Annotated in this window: 19 protein-coding genes; 4 read left to right on the top strand and 15 right to left on the bottom strand. The window is 44.3% G+C overall.

The features are described 5' to 3' along the window. Nucleotides 1-5: 5 nt before the first annotated feature. On the top strand, nucleotides 6-527 hold the full coding sequence (gene folK / locus PN466_RS22360; RefSeq protein ID WP_271944331.1) for a 2-amino-4-hydroxy-6-hydroxymethyldihydropteridine diphosphokinase: 522 nt from the start codon (nucleotides 6-8) through the stop codon (nucleotides 525-527). Nucleotides 528-662: 135 nt separating this feature from the next. Here the strand turns inward: folK and PN466_RS22365 are convergent, their stop codons facing one another. The 15 genes from PN466_RS22365 to tig all read right to left on the bottom strand — a co-directional run bounded on the left by PN466_RS22365 (nucleotide 663) and on the right by tig (nucleotide 16978). Next, nucleotides 663-2879, bottom strand: coding sequence for an SMP-30/gluconolactonase/LRE family protein (locus PN466_RS22365; RefSeq protein WP_271944155.1), 2217 nt, complete (start codon nucleotides 2877-2879; stop codon nucleotides 663-665). A 90-nt stretch (nucleotides 2880-2969) separates the two neighbouring features. Next, the gene (gene surE, locus PN466_RS22370; RefSeq protein ID WP_271944157.1) at nucleotides 2970-3662 is read right to left on the bottom strand and encodes a 5'/3'-nucleotidase SurE; all 693 of its coding nucleotides are present in this window, start codon (nucleotides 3660-3662) and stop codon (nucleotides 2970-2972) included. A gap of 209 nt (nucleotides 3663-3871) precedes the next feature. Beyond that, complete coding sequence (locus PN466_RS22375; RefSeq protein WP_271944159.1) at nucleotides 3872-5047, bottom strand: class I SAM-dependent methyltransferase; 1176 nt, start codon at nucleotides 5045-5047, stop codon at nucleotides 3872-3874. Between the two features lie 18 nt (nucleotides 5048-5065). Then, entirely contained in the window at nucleotides 5066-5971 is a 906-nt protein-coding gene (locus PN466_RS22380; RefSeq protein WP_271944161.1) for a dihydropteroate synthase, read from the bottom strand. Nucleotides 5972-6031: 60 nt separating this feature from the next. Then, entirely contained in the window at nucleotides 6032-6754 is a 723-nt protein-coding gene (tmpR, locus tag PN466_RS22385) for a bifunctional dihydropteridine reductase/dihydrofolate reductase TmpR (RefSeq protein WP_271944163.1), read from the bottom strand. 89 nt (nucleotides 6755-6843) lie between these two features. Beyond that, nucleotides 6844-7233 carry a RidA family protein gene (locus PN466_RS22390; protein WP_271944165.1) on the bottom strand — a complete coding sequence of 130 codons (390 nt, stop codon included), beginning with the start codon at nucleotides 7231-7233 and terminating at the stop codon, nucleotides 6844-6846. A gap of 93 nt (nucleotides 7234-7326) precedes the next feature. Then, complete coding sequence (locus PN466_RS22395) at nucleotides 7327-8121, bottom strand: YdcF family protein (RefSeq protein ID WP_271944167.1); 795 nt, start codon at nucleotides 8119-8121, stop codon at nucleotides 7327-7329. 178 nt (nucleotides 8122-8299) lie between these two features. Next, nucleotides 8300-8623 carry a hypothetical protein gene (locus PN466_RS22400; protein WP_271944169.1) on the bottom strand — a complete coding sequence of 108 codons (324 nt, stop codon included), beginning with the start codon at nucleotides 8621-8623 and terminating at the stop codon, nucleotides 8300-8302. A 94-nt stretch (nucleotides 8624-8717) separates the two neighbouring features. Next, nucleotides 8718-10430, bottom strand: coding sequence for a bifunctional diguanylate cyclase/phosphodiesterase (locus tag PN466_RS22405; RefSeq protein ID WP_313898685.1), 1713 nt, complete (start codon nucleotides 10428-10430; stop codon nucleotides 8718-8720). 27 nt (nucleotides 10431-10457) lie between these two features. Further along, nucleotides 10458-10742 carry a hypothetical protein gene (locus PN466_RS22410; RefSeq protein ID WP_271944171.1) on the bottom strand — a complete coding sequence of 95 codons (285 nt, stop codon included), beginning with the start codon at nucleotides 10740-10742 and terminating at the stop codon, nucleotides 10458-10460. A 179-nt stretch (nucleotides 10743-10921) separates the two neighbouring features. Beyond that, complete coding sequence (locus PN466_RS22415) at nucleotides 10922-12355, bottom strand: hypothetical protein (protein ID WP_271944172.1); 1434 nt, start codon at nucleotides 12353-12355, stop codon at nucleotides 10922-10924. Nucleotides 12356-12469: 114 nt separating this feature from the next. Continuing rightward, a complete protein-coding gene (locus PN466_RS22420) occupies nucleotides 12470-13318 on the bottom strand; it encodes an alpha/beta fold hydrolase (RefSeq protein WP_271944174.1) in 849 nt (282 codons plus the stop codon). Nucleotides 13319-13321: 3 nt separating this feature from the next. Next, entirely contained in the window at nucleotides 13322-14686 is a 1365-nt protein-coding gene (gene clpX, locus PN466_RS22425; RefSeq protein ID WP_271944176.1) for an ATP-dependent protease ATP-binding subunit ClpX, read from the bottom strand. Between the two features lie 14 nt (nucleotides 14687-14700). Further along, on the bottom strand, nucleotides 14701-15387 hold the full coding sequence (clpP, locus tag PN466_RS22430) for an ATP-dependent Clp endopeptidase proteolytic subunit ClpP (protein WP_390890057.1): 687 nt from the start codon (nucleotides 15385-15387) through the stop codon (nucleotides 14701-14703). 175 nt (nucleotides 15388-15562) lie between these two features. Continuing rightward, nucleotides 15563-16978, bottom strand: a complete 1416-nt coding sequence (gene tig / locus PN466_RS22435) for a trigger factor (protein WP_390890058.1) — start codon at nucleotides 16976-16978, stop codon at nucleotides 15563-15565. Between the two features lie 520 nt (nucleotides 16979-17498). Here tig and PN466_RS22440 point away from each other — a divergent pair. The 3 genes from PN466_RS22440 to PN466_RS22450 all read left to right on the top strand — a co-directional run bounded on the left by PN466_RS22440 (nucleotide 17499) and on the right by PN466_RS22450 (nucleotide 21597). Next, nucleotides 17499-18542, top strand: a complete 1044-nt coding sequence (locus PN466_RS22440; protein WP_271944182.1) for an aspartate-semialdehyde dehydrogenase — start codon at nucleotides 17499-17501, stop codon at nucleotides 18540-18542. 51 nt (nucleotides 18543-18593) lie between these two features. Next, nucleotides 18594-19478: a 4-hydroxy-tetrahydrodipicolinate synthase gene (gene dapA, locus PN466_RS22445; protein ID WP_271944184.1), complete on the top strand. Its 885-nt coding sequence runs from the start codon at nucleotides 18594-18596 to the stop codon at nucleotides 19476-19478. A gap of 301 nt (nucleotides 19479-19779) precedes the next feature. Beyond that, nucleotides 19780-21597: a ribonuclease J gene (locus tag PN466_RS22450; RefSeq protein WP_271944186.1), complete on the top strand. Its 1818-nt coding sequence runs from the start codon at nucleotides 19780-19782 to the stop codon at nucleotides 21595-21597. The last annotated feature ends 5 nt before the right edge of the window (nucleotides 21598-21602 follow it).

Here is a 21602-nt window from a genome sequence, read left to right on the forward strand (position 1 = left end):
CAAGAATGGTCATATCCAATCATTTGGAAACTGAAAAACGGATAACGAGTGCGATCGCTCTAGGAAGTAACCTTGGTGACTCTCGCGCTACCCTAGAAAATGCCCTAAAAACGATTGACCAAACTCCTGGAATTACCATCAAAACCCATTCGAGTTGGTATAAGACTGCACCCATTGGCCCCTCACAACCGGATTATCTGAATGGCTGTGCCCTGTTAGAAGTCCAACTCAGCCCTCACGAGTTACTCAAAACGCTGCTCAATATTGAAGACAAATTTGGCCGAGTCCGTCAAGAAAGGTGGGGCGCGCGAACATTAGATTTAGATGTACTATTATTTGGCGATTTAATTCTAGAGACGACCGATCTGCAAATTCCCCATCCCCGGATGACTGAAAGAGCATTCGTGTTAGTCCCCTTGGCGGAAATTGCCCCAGAGTGGATCGAACCCGTTTCTGGGAAGGCAATTTCTCAACTGCTTGAAAAGGTAGACTCTTCTGGAGTAAGGGGGTTTGAGCTGGAGTCATAGACCTCAAGTATTAACCCGGTCTAGAGGGATTTCGCTAGTGCCATTTAATTCGCGATCGGTTATTGCGAATGGAGTGCAGTGGTAATATTTATGTTGGCGAAGCAAAGCACTCTCCGCCATCTCGCTTTAATATGACTATGACTCAACATCGATTTCAAAAAGATACCCATGTTGTTCCACTGGCCAGTCACTTGCATACCAAGGTGCGAGAAAGTCTCCTCCTAGCCAAGGCACTACAGATGAGCAAGCAAACAATTTGGCACTGGAACTCAATTCACGATCAACAACACTTACACTCGTAATATTCATTACAGGTAAAATAATCTCTCTCTTCCTTGCTTGCAATTGGGGATCGATACAGACAATTTTACCGCCAAACCAAAATGTGAGCCAAAGACGACCTGCCCTATCTACAGCCAATCCATCAGGTACGCCTTCATTTTCATCAGCGACAATAAATTGGTAATGCTCACGAATATCGGGTGGGTTAGCGTCAGTTCGATCTAAGTCGAAGGTAAAAACATGAACCGTGCGTTCCAAACTATCTAAAACGTAGAGCGATCGCCCATCTGGTGATATTCCCATGCCATTAGCATAGCCTAGTCCGCTAAAAACTTCTTGAACTTGCCCCTGGAGATTACATCCTAGCAGTGCCCCTTTTTCCCCGATTCCTCTCTCATTGTCATCGATAGTGTTGAACCAGATGTATCCAGTTGAGTCAATAACCACATCATTACAAACCAATGGTCTGCCCTGATATGCTTGGACAATAGGTACTAGATCTTGGGTATTGACATTCCATTCTACTAGTCCTAACTCTCCAGACAATATGACAGTTCCCTTACTAGATACTGCCAGACCATAAAATGCACTCGGTAATGGGAACCGTTGCACTTCGCGGGTCGTTAAGGATAGTTGAACGAGCTGAAGATTACCGTAGTCCAGACAAAATAATTGATTACGTCTAGAGTCATAGCAAAGTCCCTCACCACCCTGGAGATCGCACTCTGGCACCACGCTAATTTTATAGTTTGGTGAGCGTCGTTCTAGCAGTAGTGCATTGCGTAGATGCTCCCCATAAAACTGTAAGGCATCTCGATTCTTACCCATAAGGTTGAGTTCTGCCAGTGGGCTGGGATGATAGTAGGTATCTTGAATTTGCTCTGTTGGTTCGCAATTAAACGTGATCAATTGCTCGCAATTGAGCGTGTGTTGAGCGAGGCTAAAATCAAACAACGCTGACGCGAGACCACTTTTATAAGTTGATAGATACAATCGAATACTGGTGGGTATGTGTTCTACTGATGTCTGTTTAGGAATCTGGGGACAAATTCCCTGGGCTAATATTAGCGCTGCTTTGGGTAAATTAAAGTTAAGACTCTCCTGGTACAAAAAGCCAAATGTGGCACTCATACGAGCATTCATTTCAATCAAGATCGGAGAACTTTGGTCTTGAATCCAAAATTCAGCGCTGAAAAAGCTATTGTTCAAACCGCTATCTTGAATAAAATTAGCGACTCGCTGATAAATAGATTTTTGTTGTGCCTGAGTCACTTGAGAGGGAAAAGCATAACAATCTACCGATCCATCTTGTGCTTCCACAGTATCTACTAAACCCAAAAAATGAACCTCTCCTTTATAGACAAATCCATCACAGGTTAAAGGTTGACCAGAAATTAGCTCTTCGACTAAAAGTGGCACTTGAGACGTTACAGCTATGGGGTATTTTGTGCCATCAACAAATTCTTGGAATAAGTTTTGATACATTTGCCACCACGGTTGGTAAGAGCTGGCAAGTTCTTGACATACTTGTTCTAATCGTTCAGGTTGCTCTACTTTTGCACAAAACATTCCGTAACTTGAACAAACTGGTTTCACAAACACGGGAAACTTCAGTTGATTTACAATATCCTTGTCAATTAATATCTCGGTTTTATTGGCCAGATGTACAACACTATAGCTGGGGGGATATGAGTCGATTTTACGAGCATAAAACTTATGAAAACAGTTGAGTATACCTTCTATAGAAGGGCCAAAAAGATTCAGGCTTTGACAAACTACGGCCGCCACTAAATTGGCGATATCAAAGCTATAGTAAACAAACTCGATCTGGTGAGCTTGGGCATAAGCAATTGCATCTTGGCAAAAGGCAACTAAATCGGCTTCACCTTTAAGTTTAGGTGGCGTAGTTTGTATACATGAATACTCTAAACAATGAAAGCAATAGACAAAGAAATCAGGGCTAGAAAATAATTGTTTCTCATCTTGAGATGGACATAACACCAATACTGGGATGAGTTTATCGGCTGAATTATTGGTCTGGATTACAGTTACTGTTGCTACTTTGAGCATAAATTTATAGTATGAACTATCATACTAATTTTACTTGATACTGCTACAGATTTTTTTGCTGATCGGTTGCTTCTAAAAATGAAAATATTATTACCATAAGCGAAGTTTCGTTATCGCAATATTGCCGGATAAACACACCTCAACATCTGTTCCCGGATCGGATGTGCGGTTGATATCATCTCCCACATAGAGATACCCATCCCCTTGCTTGACAAACTCAGTGAGTAGAGGACGGGTGCAGAGGGAACAAAAGACAAGTTCTGGGTCCGGTGTATCGGGTTCTAGGTGGGGAAAATTGACGGTCCATAAGGTTCCCGACTCAGGGGGTTGAGCGAATAAGTTTTCCAACACTTTTACTGTCCATTGTGTCGCCCTTTCCCAGTCTAGTTCTCTGTCACTTCTTTTGAAGTGAGACAAGGCGATCGCTGGAAGACGATGTATTGTTGCCTCTCGGGCTGCCCCTATTGTCCCGGAAGGATAAATGTCTGAACCCATATTGCAGCCAGCATTAATCCCAGAGACCACAAAGTGGATATTGTCGTAGAGATAGTTAACCCCGAGACGGACACAATCGGCTGGCGTACTCTCTACACTCACTTCAGTATCCGATCGCCATTCCACTGGAATCACGGTGCGAATATTGACCTGATGACCACAGCCAGACTGGTGGTGTTTGGGCGCAACAACCACAATGTGATCGGTCGTTACTTGAGATAGGGCGCTGTGTAATGTACGAATGCCAGGAGCATCAATGCCATCGTCATTAGTTACTAAAAAGGTCATAATCCTAACCCCCCTCTTTTGATGTAAGGTGCTAATTCCTCTGGAATTAAATTATCTTTTTCTTCTTCATGATGCAAAACATAAGGCTTAGAAATCATCTCTATTATTTTTCACTAATCGCTTCAAGTAATCACCAATTTTTTTCGACCTTAGAGTTTCAATCTGTCTAAATAGACGGTAATACAGCTCCCAAACCACTCCCTGAAAAATCAATATCCATTCATATTTGTCGCGTCTAACCACATTACTCCAAACAGGTCATGGCCCACACCATAGCCCGGTTGTTGACTTTCTTCCAATTGCTGCAATACTTGAGCTAGCATAAATTCGACTTTCTGTCTGCACAGATGTTGGTCTGAAATTTGTTGTACTTCTTTCTGGGCGACCGTTTTAAATCCTTGAACTTCTGGGGGCAAATCAACGGGTTCTATGGGCAAAGACTCGCCCAGTAGCGTTGCTGCTTCACTGACTAAACTATTCCACCAACCAGAAAATTTCCTAAAGAAATCCAATATATAATCGGGTGCCGATCCCAACTCAACTTGGAAGATTAACTGGCTCAATTCAGTTTCTTTCGAGGGATCGAGCAAACTATTAATGAGGTTACGATACTTAGGTAATTCTGGGTTAAATTGTCCCGTTGAAGTATGACGACCTACCATAATGGAGCGATCGAAAAACTTGAATTTCTCAACAGGGCAACCTACAGCATCAGCAGCTTGCTGCATGATCTCTCGCAACTGTTCATGGGCATAAAAACTCATCCATGTCGGTTCTGCATTTCCTTGGCTCTCGAAAAAGCTCATGCAGTAATCCCACCGGCTTTCTTTCCATTTGGGTGTCCACTCGATGCTGTACCGTCCTAATACATCTACAACCACTGCACACCGGGAGCGATTTTCACAAGCATTCTCCACAATTTTTTGTAGAGCTTGGTTTAGCTCATCGTGAGTCAGATGAGAGTAGGGAACGCCACAAGAAAGGTAAACATCAAAGGGTCGATGGAACTCCCTAGTCCGAATATCCGCACATTCAAACCTCACATTACTGTGGTTGCTATATAGCTCATTGGCAGTTGCTACCATTGGGGCACTGATATCAACTCCCAGGTAATCTAGATCATAGCTGCTACCTAGTTCTGATTCCTCGGACAACAATGTTGACAGCAACAGGTATCCATCTCCTGTACCTGCGCCAACATCTAAAACTCTTAGTTTCTCTCCCTTTTCCTTGCTATATGGCGCGATCGCATACTTAAACACTGAACGAGAAAATGGCTCTTCCCACTCAACTTTTACACCGTCACGACGACTTTTAGATAAGTAATGTTGAACCGCATTGGTTTCGTGGTACAACGTCTCTATATGCTCTGAAGTTACTTTCATTGCTACTTACCTCCATCTTTAAATTATACTTAAAGTATCTAAAACCGCTTTAACTTTAGACACTTCATGGGTTCTCAGCAGATCGCTTTTTCCTAACGCAGCAAAAACTCCCGTGAGGACTTGAGAACTTCTGTATTCTTCCCCAAAAATTTCCAATGCAGTGGGAATTACATTGAAAACAGGAAACCCTAATTTCCTTAGTCTAAACGCATTTAAAAGACTGCTTATTTGATACCTTATCCGATTTGAAGCATTTTGGGATTTATAGTATAAATTGGTGTATCCCAGCCCGACTGCTGGATCGATAAAAATTTTCCTGACTCCATGTTTTGTCGCAGTTTCGATCTCTTTTCCAAAATAATCGTATAGTAAATCAATCGGATCTTTGGTTACATCTAATTCAAACTCTCCTACATCTCTAGCATGTTTTCCTTGAATGTAACACAAAATAATGGCCGCATCGAACTCAGCCACTATTCGATACATTTCTTCGCTATGCTCGATACCTGTAAAGTTAATGACGTTTGCGCCTGCCTTCAAACATTCCTCTGCCACTTCTGGGTAATAGGTATCAACTGAACTTAAAATACCTGCTTTACTGAACCCTTGAATAATAGGCAGAAGTTGACTGATTTGTTTCAACCCATCAGCTCTCGCGGCATTTTTTGCAGTAGCTTCAGCTCCAATATCGATGATATCCGCACCTTGAGCGGTTAAGACGTTACCACGACGAATTGCTTGCTCGGTCGTATAACAGATGCTTTTCTTGTACCAAGAATCAACAGAAAGATTAACGACTCCTAAGATCGCTTTTTCTGAATTAAACTTAAACTTCTTATGACCAATAGTGAACTCTTCTACTTCAGCATCGTAGTCATCTTTATATTGGTCATAAATGGCGTAGATATCTGCGAGAGAAAACACCTTTAACCTCCGTTTATTGTCTGCTTTGTGTTGTGAATTTACTTGATCAGGTCCCGACTATTACAACCGCAAACCCCCCGCAACTTCTAAATTTTGTCCAGTAATGTAATCGGCTTCAGGACTGATAAAGAAACCTACTGCATCGCTTACTTCTTTTAAGGTTGCAGGTCGTTTTGTTGGGAGCAGTGGGATACTTTCCTCTAAACCAATAGAATTTTCTGCGACTCCTGGAGAAATAACATTGACGGTAATGTTGTCTTCAATCAACTCTACTGCCAGGGATTTAGTATAGACAATAATACCCGTTTTGGCAATTCTATAGACAGGATTTATACGATCTGCTATCACATTTTGGGCACTAGCAAATGCAAAGTTAATGATCCGTCCCCAACCTCCTGCCTTGAGATAGGGAATTGCGGTTTGATTAATATAGAACGCGCTATGGAGGTTTGAATTAAATATTTGATGCCATTCCTCTATAGAGACCTGGCTAATTTGTTTTTCCAAATAGTCACCCACATTATTGACAACTACTGATAAGCCTCCAAGTTGTTGCGCTGCCGTTTCGACGAGAGACTTAGCTTGTTCTAGTTGGGTGACATCTGCTTGCAGGGCAATCGATTTTACGCCGTAGGTAGCAGCAGCTTCTTGACTCACTTGTTGAGCGACTTCTGCACTTTTATTATAATGAAATGCAACATCAAATCCTTTACTTGCAAGATCTAGAGCGATCGCCCGTCCTATTCCCACTGCTGATCCGGTTACCAGAGCCTTTTTTAACATGATCTTCCGATCCTCATGAACTGAAAATATGATTTGATTGAGACAAACGATATAACTTTACCATGTCTTAGGTAAACTATACTATAGGCTTAGTGTGCTATGATTGCTTCTGCTTCAATCTCAACCAAAATTTTGGGATCAATTAATCGACTTACTTCAACCATTGTGGTTACAGGTCGAATTTCTCTAAAAAACTCTCCATGAGCTTGCCCAACACTTTCCCAATCTTCAATACTGACAACATATATTCGTGTTCGTACTACGTCTTTTAGATTAGCTCCAGCCTTGTGAAGTATGGTTTCAATATTTCTTAGGGTTTGTACGGTTTGCGCATAAGCATCACCAGGACAAATAATCAGACCTTTTTCATTAGTTGGGGTCGTTCCTGCTATCCAGACTTGATTTCCAACCCGAACTGCACGTGAATATCCAACAATAGGTTCCCAAGGCGTTCCACTAGAAAAGTTTTCACGTTTCACATTGCTAACCTTTATTTTTTTCTACATTATACTTTTATGAGTATGTTTCTATTTATTCTAGCGATTTCACACGCTATTTAGAGAATGTTGGGTTTAAATCCAACCTCTAAGACCATAGACAAACAGGCCAATATATTCTTTTAAGGCATGGGTGGTATCTCGCAAGCGGCTGCTATCCGGAATAAGACTCAGTAGGGCTGATTCCCAAGTGGTTTCGGTTTCAATAGGACTGCGACCGGGGGGACTGAGGAAGTCTGTGGGTGCGGGAATGGCTTCGATACCTTGTTTTTGGAAGACTAGGAGCGATCGCACCATATGAGTGGCTGACGTTACTAACAATACCCGATTAATCCCCTCTTCGTCTAGAATTTGGCGCACATTCACCGCATTTTCATGGGTATTTAAGGAACTGGGATCTTGTAAAATTGCCTCTTGGGGAACTCCCAGCGCTTGGGCAATTTTTGCCATATCTGCCGATTCTGGAGGGCCTCCATCCTTCCAGTTAATGCGTCCTCCAGTGAGGATTAACCGGGGGGCTTTCCCTTGCAGATATAACTGTGAGCCATGTAGAATGCGATCGCCCGCCTCCGACACATCCACCCAAGGCCGGGGATAAATTTGGGCTTTAATCCCTCCTCCCAGCACCACAATAGCCTCCGCTGTCGGCAACTCATCTGGAGGAATATGGCGCAATTCCAGGGATTGAATTAACGTCTGATTCACCCAACCATTACCACCGAGCAATAACACCAGTAGCGCCAAAGAAATCGAAATTGCCGCTCGTTTCGGCCATTTCCACAGCAACACCAAAGAAACGACCATCAACACACAACTTAACCCCATCGGATAAACGAATAGGGGGAGTAACTTAGAGAGAAATAAGAACATATAGCGCTTCGCGCTGGTAATGAGTCATCAGCCATGGGCCAATTGTTTTGCCCCTTAAAGTCCTGCTTAAAAAGTAGGGTTTAGGATTATCTTAACATAGCTTATCAAAACAGAAAATACGGTATATATAGCGCTTTGCGCTACTGTCACTCATAACGCAAGCAAAGCGCTGTAAGTCTTATTTCCGCCAACGTTCTACTTTCGTGCGATTTTGGGCTAGAGAATTATTTTCTGCTCTCGGATCGGTGGGTAAAATCCAAGTTTCCTCATTGACCTCTTCCTCTGTTCGCCAAGAGGTTTGAATCCACCAACTTGCCACTCCTCCCACAATTCCCCAAACTATGCTAATTGGAGGGGAAAAGTTAACCAACAAAAAAGTGATGGTAAACCCTAACCCCATCAGCACTCCTTGGGGCAATGTTCTCCTAGATTGAGAAGATACAGTCGGTATATCCGGTTGTTGAGAGGAAGAATTTGGAGTCTGATCTACTTCATCTGCCATACTACTGGGTTTTCAGTTCTTCTCAATTAGAAATAGATATACCACATAAAGTGCGAAAACTGCTGTAACTAATTCCCTACTCTATCACTTTCTATCACTTCAAAAACCAGGATCGGTTTTGATTTCCCAGTAAATCTAACACTTTTTGACTATCAATCGGTCTCGAAAAAAAGTATCCTTGTCCCCACTCGCAACCCAATTCAGACAATATTTTCAATTGTCCTAGGGTTTCTACTCCTTCGGCAATCACTTGCATCTTTAAGTGATGGGCTAAATTAATAATTGTCCTGACAATATCCGAGTGTTCTCCACTTTCTCCCATGTTACTTACAAAGGATTTATCAATTTTCAGGATATCCAACGGAAATCGATGTAAATAACTTAGAGAGGAATAACCGGTGCCAAAATCATCCATACAAAGTTTAATCGAACGTTCTTTTAATTGACTTAAGACCTGTTTGACATACTCGGCATTATTAATAATCATACTTTCTGTGATTTCCAGTTTTAGGTAATGGGCATGAATCTGGGATTGATGAATGATTTGATCGATTTTTTCTAATAAATCAGGTCGTGAGAGTTGACAACCGGATAAATTAACGGCCATGGTTAAGCGATGGTGACCGCAGCTTTCCCATCGACGTAATTGATTGCACGCTTCTTGGAGTACCCATTGTCCTAGTAAAGCAATTAATCCAGTTTCTTCAGCAATGGGAATAAATTGCACAGGGGAGACCATCCCTAATTCAGGATGTTGCCAGCGCAAGAGAGCTTCAAATCCAGCAATTTCTCCTGTTTGTAAGCAAGTAATAGGTTGATAATAAACAATAAATTGATTATCTTTAAGGGTATCTGGGCTTTCTAATAGTTGGACTGCACGACGCAAATCATTTTCGAGTTTCAGTTGATTCATCACTCGCGTATGGGTTTCTAAATCAAAGACTTCATAGCGAGCGCGTCCTTTAGATTTGGCACGATACATGACAATATCAGCATCCCGAAGCACTTGTTCAGGTCGTTGATAACCGGTAGAACTTAGAGCAATCCCAATACTAACAGTAGAAAGAATCTGATGACTTTCTATAACAAAGGGATGAGTCATATCTTGGTGAATAGATTCTGCTAATTGATTAGCTTGGGAAAATGCTGAAATGTTAGTTACAAGAATGGCAAATTCATCACTCCCTAAATGAGCAATGAGTGTTGCTTCTATGGACAGATGAGGCTGTTTTTGTAAGATTTGATCGAGTCGTTTGGATAACTCAATTAGGAGGTGATCGCCAAGAGTATGCCCCAAGGTATCATTAACAACTTTAAAGCGGTCTAGATCGAGAAACAAAATCGCAAATTTATACTCTTCCGACTCTTTGGCTTTCTCAATCGCTTTTTGCAAATGATCCATAAATAGGGAGCGATTCGGTAAGCCCGTGAAGGGATCGTGGTAAGCGTTGTAACGGAGTTGAGTCGTAATTGTTTCTTTTTGGTCGATTTCAGCTTGGAGTTGTTTAACCGCAGCTTTGAGCTTAAATGTTCGTTCTTCAATCGCGGCTTCTAGTTTAGTTTGGATATTATTGAGTTCTGTTTCGGCATGATGGTGAGAGATTGCTCCCCCAAAACTATCGGCAACGGTATTTAAAATCGCGATTTCTTCTGCTGTCCATTGGCGATCGCTCTGACAATCATCAAACTCGACAAAACCCCAAAAGCGTTGATCGACAAAAATCGGCAGCACCAGCAGGGAACACACTTGGCGATCGCCTAATAACTGTTTTTCCCATTCTGGCAGTTCATTCTGATAACCCGTAATCGCTTTTCCCTGGGAAAGGTAATCATATCAGCGCCGCAGTACCGTAGCATAGGACAAATTTTGCAATTCTAGATTATTAAAAGGAAGCGATCTTCTCTCTGGAGTCCATTCCCACCATTGGCTGGCTAATAAGGACTGGGTAACCGGATCGGTATGATTCTGAAAAATATACACCCGATCGACTGCCAGAGCTTTGCCTAAATGAGCTAAAGCCAAATGCATTGCTTCATGGCGATCCGATAGGGTAAGCAGGCAATGAGTGGCTTGAGTCACCCCTTGAAGAAGACGAATATGATATTCAGGATCGAGCATAGAAGCTTAGGGAAGTTATATCACTGAAAACAATAGACTTCTTTATCCGGAACCAAGGTAAAAACTGCCAATAGGGTAAGACAGTCCCTAGAATACACAGGAGCGCATAGAAGAGTTTAACCATAACAATGGGTCTTGAGAAAGAATTATTGAGCGTCTAAACTGAACCAATTCCATTGTTATGGACGAGGAAAAGACGGTAGATCGATCGCGGCTAAAGACTTGCGTTTTTTCGGGGGTCGTAGGGGATACACTAAAGGAGAAGGCCAATTACCTTGGGGAAGATTTACGGGAACTTCTGATTTCTCAGATAGCGGAGCTTCTTCAGAAGAGATATCCTCTACTACTTCTGATTCTGAGCGATCGGAGGTGACTTGAACACTTTCTTCTTCTTGTAGATCTTCTTGTACATCTTCTTGCTCGATCAAACTTTCCTCTGAATCATCAAACTCAGCACTAAAAGAGGGAGGTTCGGGTTCTAACTCATCTGACTCTTCTAAAGGTTCTAACTCTCGTGACTGAGCGATCGTCTGGAAGGGAGAATCCTGGAAATTTTCGATCGCCCCACTAAAAGATGCTGCCAGTTCTGGGCTTGAAGATAAGGACTCTTCCGGTTTGAAGAGTTGTAAATGAGGGGAATTCACCTCGGGTGAAGGGGGTTGAGTCAATAGCTCTGGAGACTCTAGAGAAGAGATTTCTCGATCGGGGGTTTCTAAATTTCTAGTCCTTATTTCCTCTGGTAGAGGATTAGGCAGATTTGTTTCCGATAAAGAGTCTTGCCATTGATTGATTGACCAAGGTTGAATCGCAACGACTTTGGGGGCTAATCCCTGTTCAATTTTGGTCAATTTTAAGCCCTTGAGAGCTTGAGAGGATTCATGGAGGATCTGTTCTCGGTTTGAGGGAGATAATTCTAAACACCGATCCAGGGCATTTTTGAACTGTAGAGTATATCGTTGTTGGCGGTGGAGACGGGTTTGTAAGTCGATGCAGAACTTATCCCGTTGATTGAGTTGGGTGGCTTGTTCGTGAGAGCGTTGTTGGACGATCGCACAATCTCGTTCGAGTTGAGCAACTTGAATTTGGCTACTTTCGAGTTGTTCGGTTAAGGTTTCGACTAAAATTTGTTGTCGTTGGGTGCCTTGATAGGATTTTTCTAATTCCCGCAAGAGACGTTTATTTTCTTCTTGAAGCGTATTAATTTCTTCTAGACGTTGGGATAGGAGGGCTTCAGTGGCAGGTTGGCGCTCTTGATAGGTTTGTAAGGCTTGTTGAGAGTGAGCTAGGGCACTTTCGAGTTGACTGATGCGATCGAGCAGAGCCACATTCTTATGTAACACTTGTTCCATTTCCTGTTGCACGGCTTCTAAGACTTCTGGAGCAATACCTTCGCTAACTGATTCTTCAATATCGTGCCAGTTGAGACTATCATGGGTGATCGCATCTAGTTTCAGCTCTACAGAAACATCGGTAAATTCAGCCGGAGGAGGATTTGGGTTCACGTCCTCAACTGCGGTCTCATCTGCTTCAATTGGCTTATCCAGTACAGATTCAGGGGTTGGCTCGCACTCAGAAGAGTCGAAGGGGGAAGTGGGTGTATGCTCTTCGTTCATAAATTGGCGTGGGAATAACGGGGGAAACTAATTACAGGATATCGGAACTTTTGAGTAATGGGTAATAGCGAAGAACCCTAGGTTTCCCCTTCCCTATTCCCTCTTTCCGATTCCCTATTCCCCGTTCCCCATAAAGTCTCGCACGCAGGATAGATAAACTGGGGGATCTTCGAGCATGGGAAAGTGGGCTGTTTTTTGAATGACTTGATAGCGAATCTTGGGGTTTAAATCGGCTGCTTTTTTACCCATGGGAGCGGGAATAATCTGGTCTTTTTCCCCAGAAATGAGCAAAACAGGTATGGAGAGTTGGGAAAAGGCGATGGGCATGGTTTTAGCCATGTGTTCGCTCACTGAGGTGTAAATCGTTCCTAAAGCAGCTTCATAGTCAGCAATCAAGAAATCGGTCAGAAACCCTTGGCGCTGTTCGTCAGGAATGGGGCGACAGAGAAAGCGTGCCATAAAAAAGCGATCGGCAAAGGGAATTTTGGCTAACCAAGGGGGACGGAATTTGACCACGTAGCCACCAAATTTATGGAAGGCTTCAAAAGAGGGGCGATCGTATTCAAAAATTCCGCTACAGGTCAGGATGAGCTTTTCAATGCGCTCTGGATACTTCTGGGCAAAGAGAACGGCGATCGATGCCCCGGTAGAATGGGCGTTAATCCAAACCTTTTGTAGTCCCAGTTGATTCAGCAGTTGGGCGAGATCTTCGGCGTATTCTTCCAGAGCGTAACTTAAGTCTACGGGAGTTTGGGGCAATCGAGAGCGTCCAAATCCCCGCAAGTCGTAGAGTAAACAGTCAAAATCTTCCTTAAAGGCTTCTGCTGTGCTTTCCCAATAGCGGGTTGAGCCAGCCCAACCATGGAGGAAAACGAGTACAGGTTTTTGGGGACTGGATGCACTCGGGGTTGTAGTTATCCACTGATAATAGTGGTCAACCCCACGGACTGTTATCTCTGGCATGATCTAGGCAGATTCAGGTTTGGGTAAGGAGGAGGGGTGAAGCAAGAGTTCTGCCGTCGATCGCTTCTCAACCATGTCTTTGGTAATTACACAGCGAGTCACATCTTTGCGCGAGGGCAGTTCGTACATCACATCTAACATCAGTTCCTCGACGATTCCCCGTAAGGCTCTAGCTCCAGTTTTCCGCCGATACGCTTCCCGGGCGATCGCTGCTGTCGCATCTGGGCGAAACTCCAGAGCCACGTTATCCATCTTCAGCAGTTTTTGATACTGTTTAACCAAGGCATTTCGAGGTTGCGTAAGGATGCATTTCAAGGCTTCTTCATCCAATGGATCGACCACGGCAACTACGGGAATGCGGCCGATAAATTCGGGAATCATGCCAAACTTCACTAAGTCTTCTGGCTCTAATGCCTTCAGTACATCGGCTGCCCGTTTTTCTTTGGGTTGGCTATCTCCTGGCTGAATAAAGCCCATGGATTTTTTCCCGGTGCGCTGGCTGACCACTTTATCTAGGCCAACAAAGGCTCCACCACAGATAAACAGGATATTGCTGGTGTCTATTTGGATACAATCTTGGTACGGGTGTTTACGTCCTCCTTGGGGAGGAACATTGGCGATCGTACCCTCTAGCATTTTCAACAGAGCTTGTTGTACCCCTTCCCCGGAGACATCACGGGTAATGGACGGGTTTTCGCTCTTGCGGGCAATCTTATCGATTTCATCGATATAGATGATGCCTCGCTGGGCTTCTTCAACGTCAAAATCTGCGACTTGCAACAAGCGCAGTAGAATATTTTCTACATCTTCACCCACATAGCCTGCTTCCGTTAGCGTTGTAGCATCAGCTACAGCAAAGGGCACATCTAGCATATCGGCTAGGGTTTGGGCGAGTAGGGTTTTCCCACATCCTGTGGGGCCTACGAGCAAAATATTCGATTTTTGCAGTTCTATATTATCTTCTGAATTGGGTTTTCCCCCATTTGCTCCAGCATTGTTGAGCTTGGATTGGATAAAACTCAATCGCTTGTAATGGTTATATACGGCCACAGATAGCACTTTTTTGGCTTCTTCCTGGCCAATAACATTATCATCAAGATAGTGTTTAATTTCTTTAGGTTTAGGGATTTGACCTAGAGTTAGGTTTGCGGTGCGCGATCGCCGTTTTTTCTGAGCCGGTTCCCCCCGTCTAGGATTGGGAGGAGCAGAAGTGGAACTTGAGTCAAACAGCTCTTCGTCCAGAATTTCATTACAGAGTTCCACGCATTCATCGCAAATATAGACCCCTGGGCCCGCGATCAACTTCCGTACTTGTTCCTGGGATTTTCCACAAAATGAACATTTGAGATGGGAGTCATATTTAGACATAAAGCGGCCTCTGATTAAACAGTGGGGTGGGAGTCAGATGGATGGGACTGGGGTTGGGTAATCACCCGATCGATTAGACCATAGGTTTTCGCTTCCTCAGCAGACATAAAAAAGTCTCGTTCTGTATCTTCTGAAATTTTTTCCAGGGATTGACCCGTGTGATGGGCCAATAGCCCATTTAACGTTTCCTTATGATAAAGAATTTCTTTAGCCTGAATTTCAATATCAACCGCTTGTCCTTGGGCCCCTCCCAGGGGTTGGTGGATCATGATCCGGGAGTTAGGTAAAGACATTCGTTTTGCGGCTGTTCCTGCTGCTAACAGAAACGCTCCCATACTTGCTGCTAATCCGTAACAGATAGTGACCACATCGGGGCGGATTTGCTGAATAGTATCATACATTGCCATTCCTGCGGTCACCGACCCACCGGGGGAGTTAATGTAGAGTTGAATGTCTTTTTCTGGGTCTTCTGCTTCTAGGAAAAGAAGTTGGGCCACGACTGAGTCAGCCACCATATCATCGATCGCTGTTCCCAGAAAGATAATCCGTTCTCGCAAGAGTCGAGAATAGATATCAAAGGCTCTTTCTCCCCGACCTGACTGCTCAACCACCATGGGAATTACCCCTTGGGGATGGTAGGAAATGATGTCTTGCGAGCTATAACTTTCAGGAGAAGAATACTGGGATTGAGATCGGAATATCATGGGGTTTCTCAGAGATTTGAGTTCCAAGTTAGAGGTTAGTTTATTTTAGGGTCATTTTTAGGCTAATTGACCTCTTGGGTTTATTATGCCTTAATCTCCCCCATTCTGGCAGGTCAACCCAAGAAAAGTTAGCCCTTGTTCAACTTTTAGGGGAGATTTGGCTGGTTCTACCCTAGCTAGGAGCGTTGATTTCTGAGGATTCAGCTTCGGGTTGGGTTTCTGGTTTTTCTGTCTCTGGACTCGTCTCTTCTGAGTTTAGGCTCCCTTCAGCGACTAATTCTACTGTGCCATTGGCTTCTAGCCATTCGAGGACTTTTTCCCGATTTAAGTCTTCAGTGACAATTTCTTTCAAGCGATCGCGGTTAATCTCTTTGGGATCTTCGACTGTTTTTAGCACATCATCCATTTTGGCTTGAATTTCGGATTCATCGGCCTGCAAGGATTGTTGCTTGGCAATTTCGGCGATCGCCAGGGATTCTCGAATCGCTTTAATCGCTTCTGGGCGAGCATTTTGACGAAATGTAGGAATCTGTTCAGGCGTGAAGATTTTATTCATATCCAGCCCTTGATTGGCCAACTGCATTGCCATTTGGGTTAACTGTTGGGTCACCGTGTCTTCAATTAAGCTCTCCGGCAGTTCTACCTCCACTTTTTCTAACAGAGCGGCTACTAGGGCCTGTTGTTTGTTGGTTTTGGTTTTATCTTCTGCTTCCTTGGCAAACCGCTCAGTTAAGGAAGTCGTTAGGGCTTCTAGAGTGTCAAATTCACTGACCTCTTCAGCAAACTCATCATCGAGTTCTGGTAGTTCCTTTTCCTTAATCTCTTTCAGCGTAATTTCAAACTCAGCCGGCTGACCGGCAATATCTTCTTGGGGATACTCGTCTGGGAACTTGACAGCAATGGTTTTGGTTTGTCCCTGCTCCATTCCGACCATACCATCGATAAAGCCAGGAATAAAGCGATCTGACTCCATTTCTACCTGAAAGTCAGTGGCACTCGCTCCTGGGATCTCTGCCGGTTCTGGCACTTCCTCCCCGTCTTTTGCCACTCGACGACCCACAAAATCAACCACAGCCACATCCCCAAGCTGGCAGGGGCGATCTTCAATGGGAATTAAAGTCACCCGCTTCTCTTGTTCGGACTTGAGGACTTCATTGACCGCTTCTGGATCGGGTTTAATCTCTTCCGCTTTGACACTTAAGCCCTTGTATTCCACTAATTTCGGCTCTGGGGGCACATCTACGGCTGCATTAAACGTGATCGCTTCCCCGGGCTTAAATTGGTTCACGAGGCTATCAAATTCCGACTTGAGTTGGGGAGAGCCGAGGGTTTCTAATTTTTCTTGGGCGATCGCCTCATCTACGGACTGTTTGATTAACTTTTCTACGGCTGCCGCCTTCAGGTTTTGACTGCCCAATTGCTGGATCAGCACATGGCGGGGAATTTTCCCTTTCCGAAACCCAGGAAGCTTAGCGGTACGGCTAAATTCCTTAATCACCTGCTCATAAGCAGCCTTTGATGCTTCGGCAGGCACTTCAATTTCTAAACCAACTTGACTGGCGGGCAATTTTTCCTGGGTAACTTTCATCACTAGATCTGTATACTGAATGGGAATTGAGCCACGGGCGGTGAAGGGGAGGGTCAAGCTCCTGACACACCACGCAATGGTATTATATAATAGGGGGTTGACAATTCAACCCGAATCAAAACAAAAACTTGTCAAAAAAAGTCTGACAAGTCCTACAGCGCTTTGCGCTGGGGAATAGGAAATAGGGAATAGGGTTGTGGTACATAGCTTTGAGGAGTCAAGCTTGTGTTTCATAACGCAAGCAAAGTGCTGTAAGTTGTCAACAGAAATTGGCCCAGAGCAGCCTTAACCTGCTAGAATCTGGAAGATGGTACGCTGGGCGCTCTGGTGAAAGAGGAATGGAGGAAATTAAATCCTTCTCAGCAGAGCCGAGTATGCGGTAAGCTAAGTTCTAACGCCAAAAAAAACTTAAAAGTTTGCTCTATATATTATTTATCTTGTGCCCGATTCAGAAATTTTAAGAAAATCCAGATAGTCTAAACCTGAATGCTAAAGTTTTAAAATCAAGGAGGATCACCTTTTGCCAAAATCCTATAGAGTTGCCATTCTGGGAGCCACTGGTGCAGTTGGAACCGAATTAATCGACCTATTAGCAACCCGTAATTTCCCTCTAGAGAGCCTAAAACTCTTGGCTTCTCCTCGGTCAGCGGGGCGTACTCTATCCTTTAGAGGGGAAACTCTGCCCGTTGAACCTGTAGCAGAGGGATGTTTCAACCAAGTAGATGTGGTACTTGCCTCAGCCGGAGGTTCAACCTCCAAAACTTGGGCCCCGAAAGCGGTGGCAGCAGGTGCAGTGGTCATTGATAACTCCAGTGCATTTCGCATGGTTCCTGAAGTCCCCCTAGTGGTTCCCGAGGTCAATCCCGAAGCGGCAGCGACCCATCAAGGAATTATTGCTAATCCCAATTGCACTACGATTTTAATGACGGTAGCTGTGTGGCCGTTGCATCAAGTGCAACCCGTAGAGAGACTGATCGCAGCGACCTATCAATCGGCTAGTGGTGCAGGGGCACGGGCTATGGAAGAGGTGAAAATTCAAGCCCAGCAGATTCTTAATGGCCAAGATCCAAAACCGGAACTGTTTCCCTACCCCCTAGCCTTTAATCTATTTCCCCACAATTCGCCCTTGAATGACCAAGGCTATTGTCAGGAAGAGATGAAAATGGTTAATGAAACCCGGAAAATCTTTTCAGCTCACGATTTGCGAGTATCCGCTACCTGCGTGCGTGTTCCTGTACTCAGAGCGCACTCAGAGGCCATTAACTTAGAATTTAAACAACCCTTCCCTGTGGAAAAAGCCAGAGAAGTCTTGCAAACGGCTCCAGGGGTGAAACTGGTTGAAGATTGGAGCACCAATTATTTTCCCATGCCGATGGAAGCCACGGGTAAAGATGAGGTTTTAGTCGGTAGAATTCGTCAGGATTTATCCCATCCTTGTGGGCTAGAACTGTGGTTATGTGGAGATCAAATTCGTAAGGGAGCGGCTTTAAACGCGGTTCAAATTGCTGAACTGTTGGTGGAAAAAGATTGGGTTAAACCCCGTGAAGTGGCATTAAGTCAATAAAGTGAACCGAAAAATTATCAAGCGCATCAAAGAAAAAGGAGCATAAAAAGGGTGAGTAGTTTTGGACGAGTGATCACAGCGATGATCGCGCCATTTTCGGCTGATGGTAGCGTTAATTATGAGGTGGCTGAAGAATTAGCCATTCATTTAATCAAAAACGGCAGTGATAGCCTCGTAATCTGTGGTACAACAGGGGAGTCGCCTACCTTAACCTGGGAGGAACAACATCAGTTATTCCAGGTGGTGAAACAAGCAGTAGCGGGTAGAGCTAAAGTAATTGCCGGGACAGGGTCGAATTCAACCTCAGAGGCAATTTCAGCGACCCAAAAAGCGATGAAATTGGGCTTAGATGGCTCATTACAAGTGGTTCCCTATTACAATAAGCCTCCCGCAGAAGGACTTTATCAGCATTTTAAGGCGATCGCCAAAGCTTGCCCCGATATTTCTCTTTTGCTGTACAATATTCCTGGACGAACCGGGCAAAATATGCCCCCAGAAACTGTAGCCCGTTTAGCAGAAATCCCCAATATTGTTGGCATTAAAGAAGCCAGTGGGAAACTCGATCAAGTCAGTCTTATTCGCCAACTGGTTCCCCCTGAGTTTGATATCTATTCTGGAGATGATTCCCTAACGTTACCCATGCTCTCGGTCGGTGGGCAAGGTGTGGTCAGTGTAGCCTCTCACCTAGTGGGTAAGGAATTACAAGAGATGATTCAGTGCTTTGAAATGGGAAAGACCCAACAAGCAACGGCAATTCATTTGAAACTTTTTCCCCTCTTTAAGGCTTTGTTTCTGACGACTAACCCAATTCCAATTAAAGCAGCACTGGCTCTTCAAGGATGGCCGGTTAACCAGTTACGTTTACCCTTAGTAGAAACCCCAGACTCCATTCAAGCAGAATTGAAAAATGTCTTGAATCAGTTGGGTTTAAACTGAGCCGTTTGGTCAGGAGTAGAGTTAAAAAATCGACCTAAAAACGGGAGGAAATCCCCATGATAAGCGCCCCATTGGTTAGGAAAAAAAGTGATTGAAATGTCTCTTAGAGCGCAAAGCGCTAGGAAAAAGGCAAGAGCTTCTGGTACTCAAAGTGTGAACCTTTGATCCCGTACCTTAGCGCAGCGCATTTCATATCCGCGACAGCAGAAATTGCTGACACTTGAATCACAGTTAAGGCTAGGTGCAACTGAACTTAGCCCATACATCTGTCACACTAATGTCACACTAAACTCGAAAAATTATGGTTAGAAAGAATCAAAAGTCTGCAATCAAAATTATTCCCCTGGGAGGTTTGCATGAAATTGGCAAAAACACCTGCGTCTTTGAGTATGAAGACGAAATTATATTACTCGATGCTGGATTAGCCTTTCCCACTGATGGGATGCATGGGGTCAACATTGTCTTGCCGGATATATCATATTTGCGGGAAAATCGCGATCGCATCAAAGGCATGATTGTCACCCACGGCCATGAAGACCATATTGGTGGTATTGCCTATCATCTGAAACAGTTTGACATTCCCGTGATTTACGGCCCCCGGTTAGCGATGGCCCTGTTAGAAGGTAAACTCGAAGAAGCAGGAGTGAGCGATCGCACTGAATTGAGAACCGTCGGCCCCAGAGATATGGTACGGGTAGGGAAAAACTTTGTTGTAGAATTTATCCGTAACACCCACTCCATGGCCGACAGCTTTACAGTTGCCATCCATACTCCCCTCGGTGTCATTATCCATTCTGGAGACTTCAAAATCGATCATACTCCTGTGGATGGAGAACTGTTTGACCTACAGAAACTGGCCGAACATGGGGAAAAAGGCGTATTGTGCCTCATGAGTGATTCCACGAACGCTGAAGTGCCCGGATTTACGGCATCAGAAAGTTCCACCATTCCCAACCTCGACCGGGTGTTTTCCCAAGCTGCGGGACGGATTTTAGTCACGACCTTTGCCTCCTCCGTGCATCGGGTGAATATTATCCTGCAACTGGCGCAAAAACATAATCGAGTAGTTTCAGTTTTAGGGCGCTCCATGCTGAATGTCATTGCCCATGCTCGCAACTTGGGATATGTAAAATGTCCCGATGAGCTGCTGCAACCCCTACATGCCATTCGCAACTTGCCAGATGAAAAAGTGCTGATCCTGACCACTGGATCTCAGGGGGAACCCTTATCGGCTCTAACTCGGATTGCTAAACAAGAACATCGACAAGTTAAAATTCGCCAGGGAGATACGGTGGTCTTTTCTGCTAACCCCATTCCGGGTAATACTATTGCCGTCGTGAACACCATTGACCAATTGATGAAACAAGGGGCGAATGTGGTCTATGGCAAAAATCAAGGCATTCATGTTTCCGGTCATGGATGTCAAGAAGACCATAAGCTGATGTTAGCTTTAACTCGTCCGAAGTTCTTTATCCCGGTTCATGGGGAACACCGGATGTTAATTAAACATGGGCAAACGGCCAAAAGTATGGGCATTCCCGAAGAAAATATGGTGATTGTCGATAATGGCGATATGATTGAGCTGACCGAGAATTCCATTGAGATTGCCGGTAAAGTATCTTCAGGTGTGGCTTTGGTCGATAATGCGGGTATCCTCCATGAACAAGTCCTCAAAGAACGGCAACAGTTAGCTGAAGATGGGGTGATTACAGTGGCTGCTGGTGTGAATTGGGAAGGGAAATTAGCCAACTGTCCCATGGTGCATTTGCGGGGTGTGGTAACGTCCTTGAAACAACGGTATTTAGAGGATGCGATCGCCCAATCGATACAAACTACCTTAGATAATCGCTGGTCAGAGTTTGTGCGCTCTTTTGGCAAAGGACAGTTGGATGTCAGTTTCCATCGCTTGCAACAAGAAATCGAACACGATTTAAACCGACTCCTGAGAAGAGAATTGCGGAGTAATCCGTTACTTGTCTTACTGATGCAAACCCCTGAAGATCTTCCTGGGGATCTAAAACCCCAAGAGAAGGGTTCTAAAACGACTCCTCAAACTGATGGTGTACCCCTGAAAAATCGGCGTACCCGTCCCCGGCGATCGGCCCAAGTAGCTTCTTAAGCAAC

This window comes from Roseofilum reptotaenium CS-1145, from assembly GCF_028330985.1.
GTDB classification, from domain to species: Bacteria; Cyanobacteriota; Cyanobacteriia; order Cyanobacteriales; family Desertifilaceae; genus Roseofilum; species Roseofilum reptotaenium.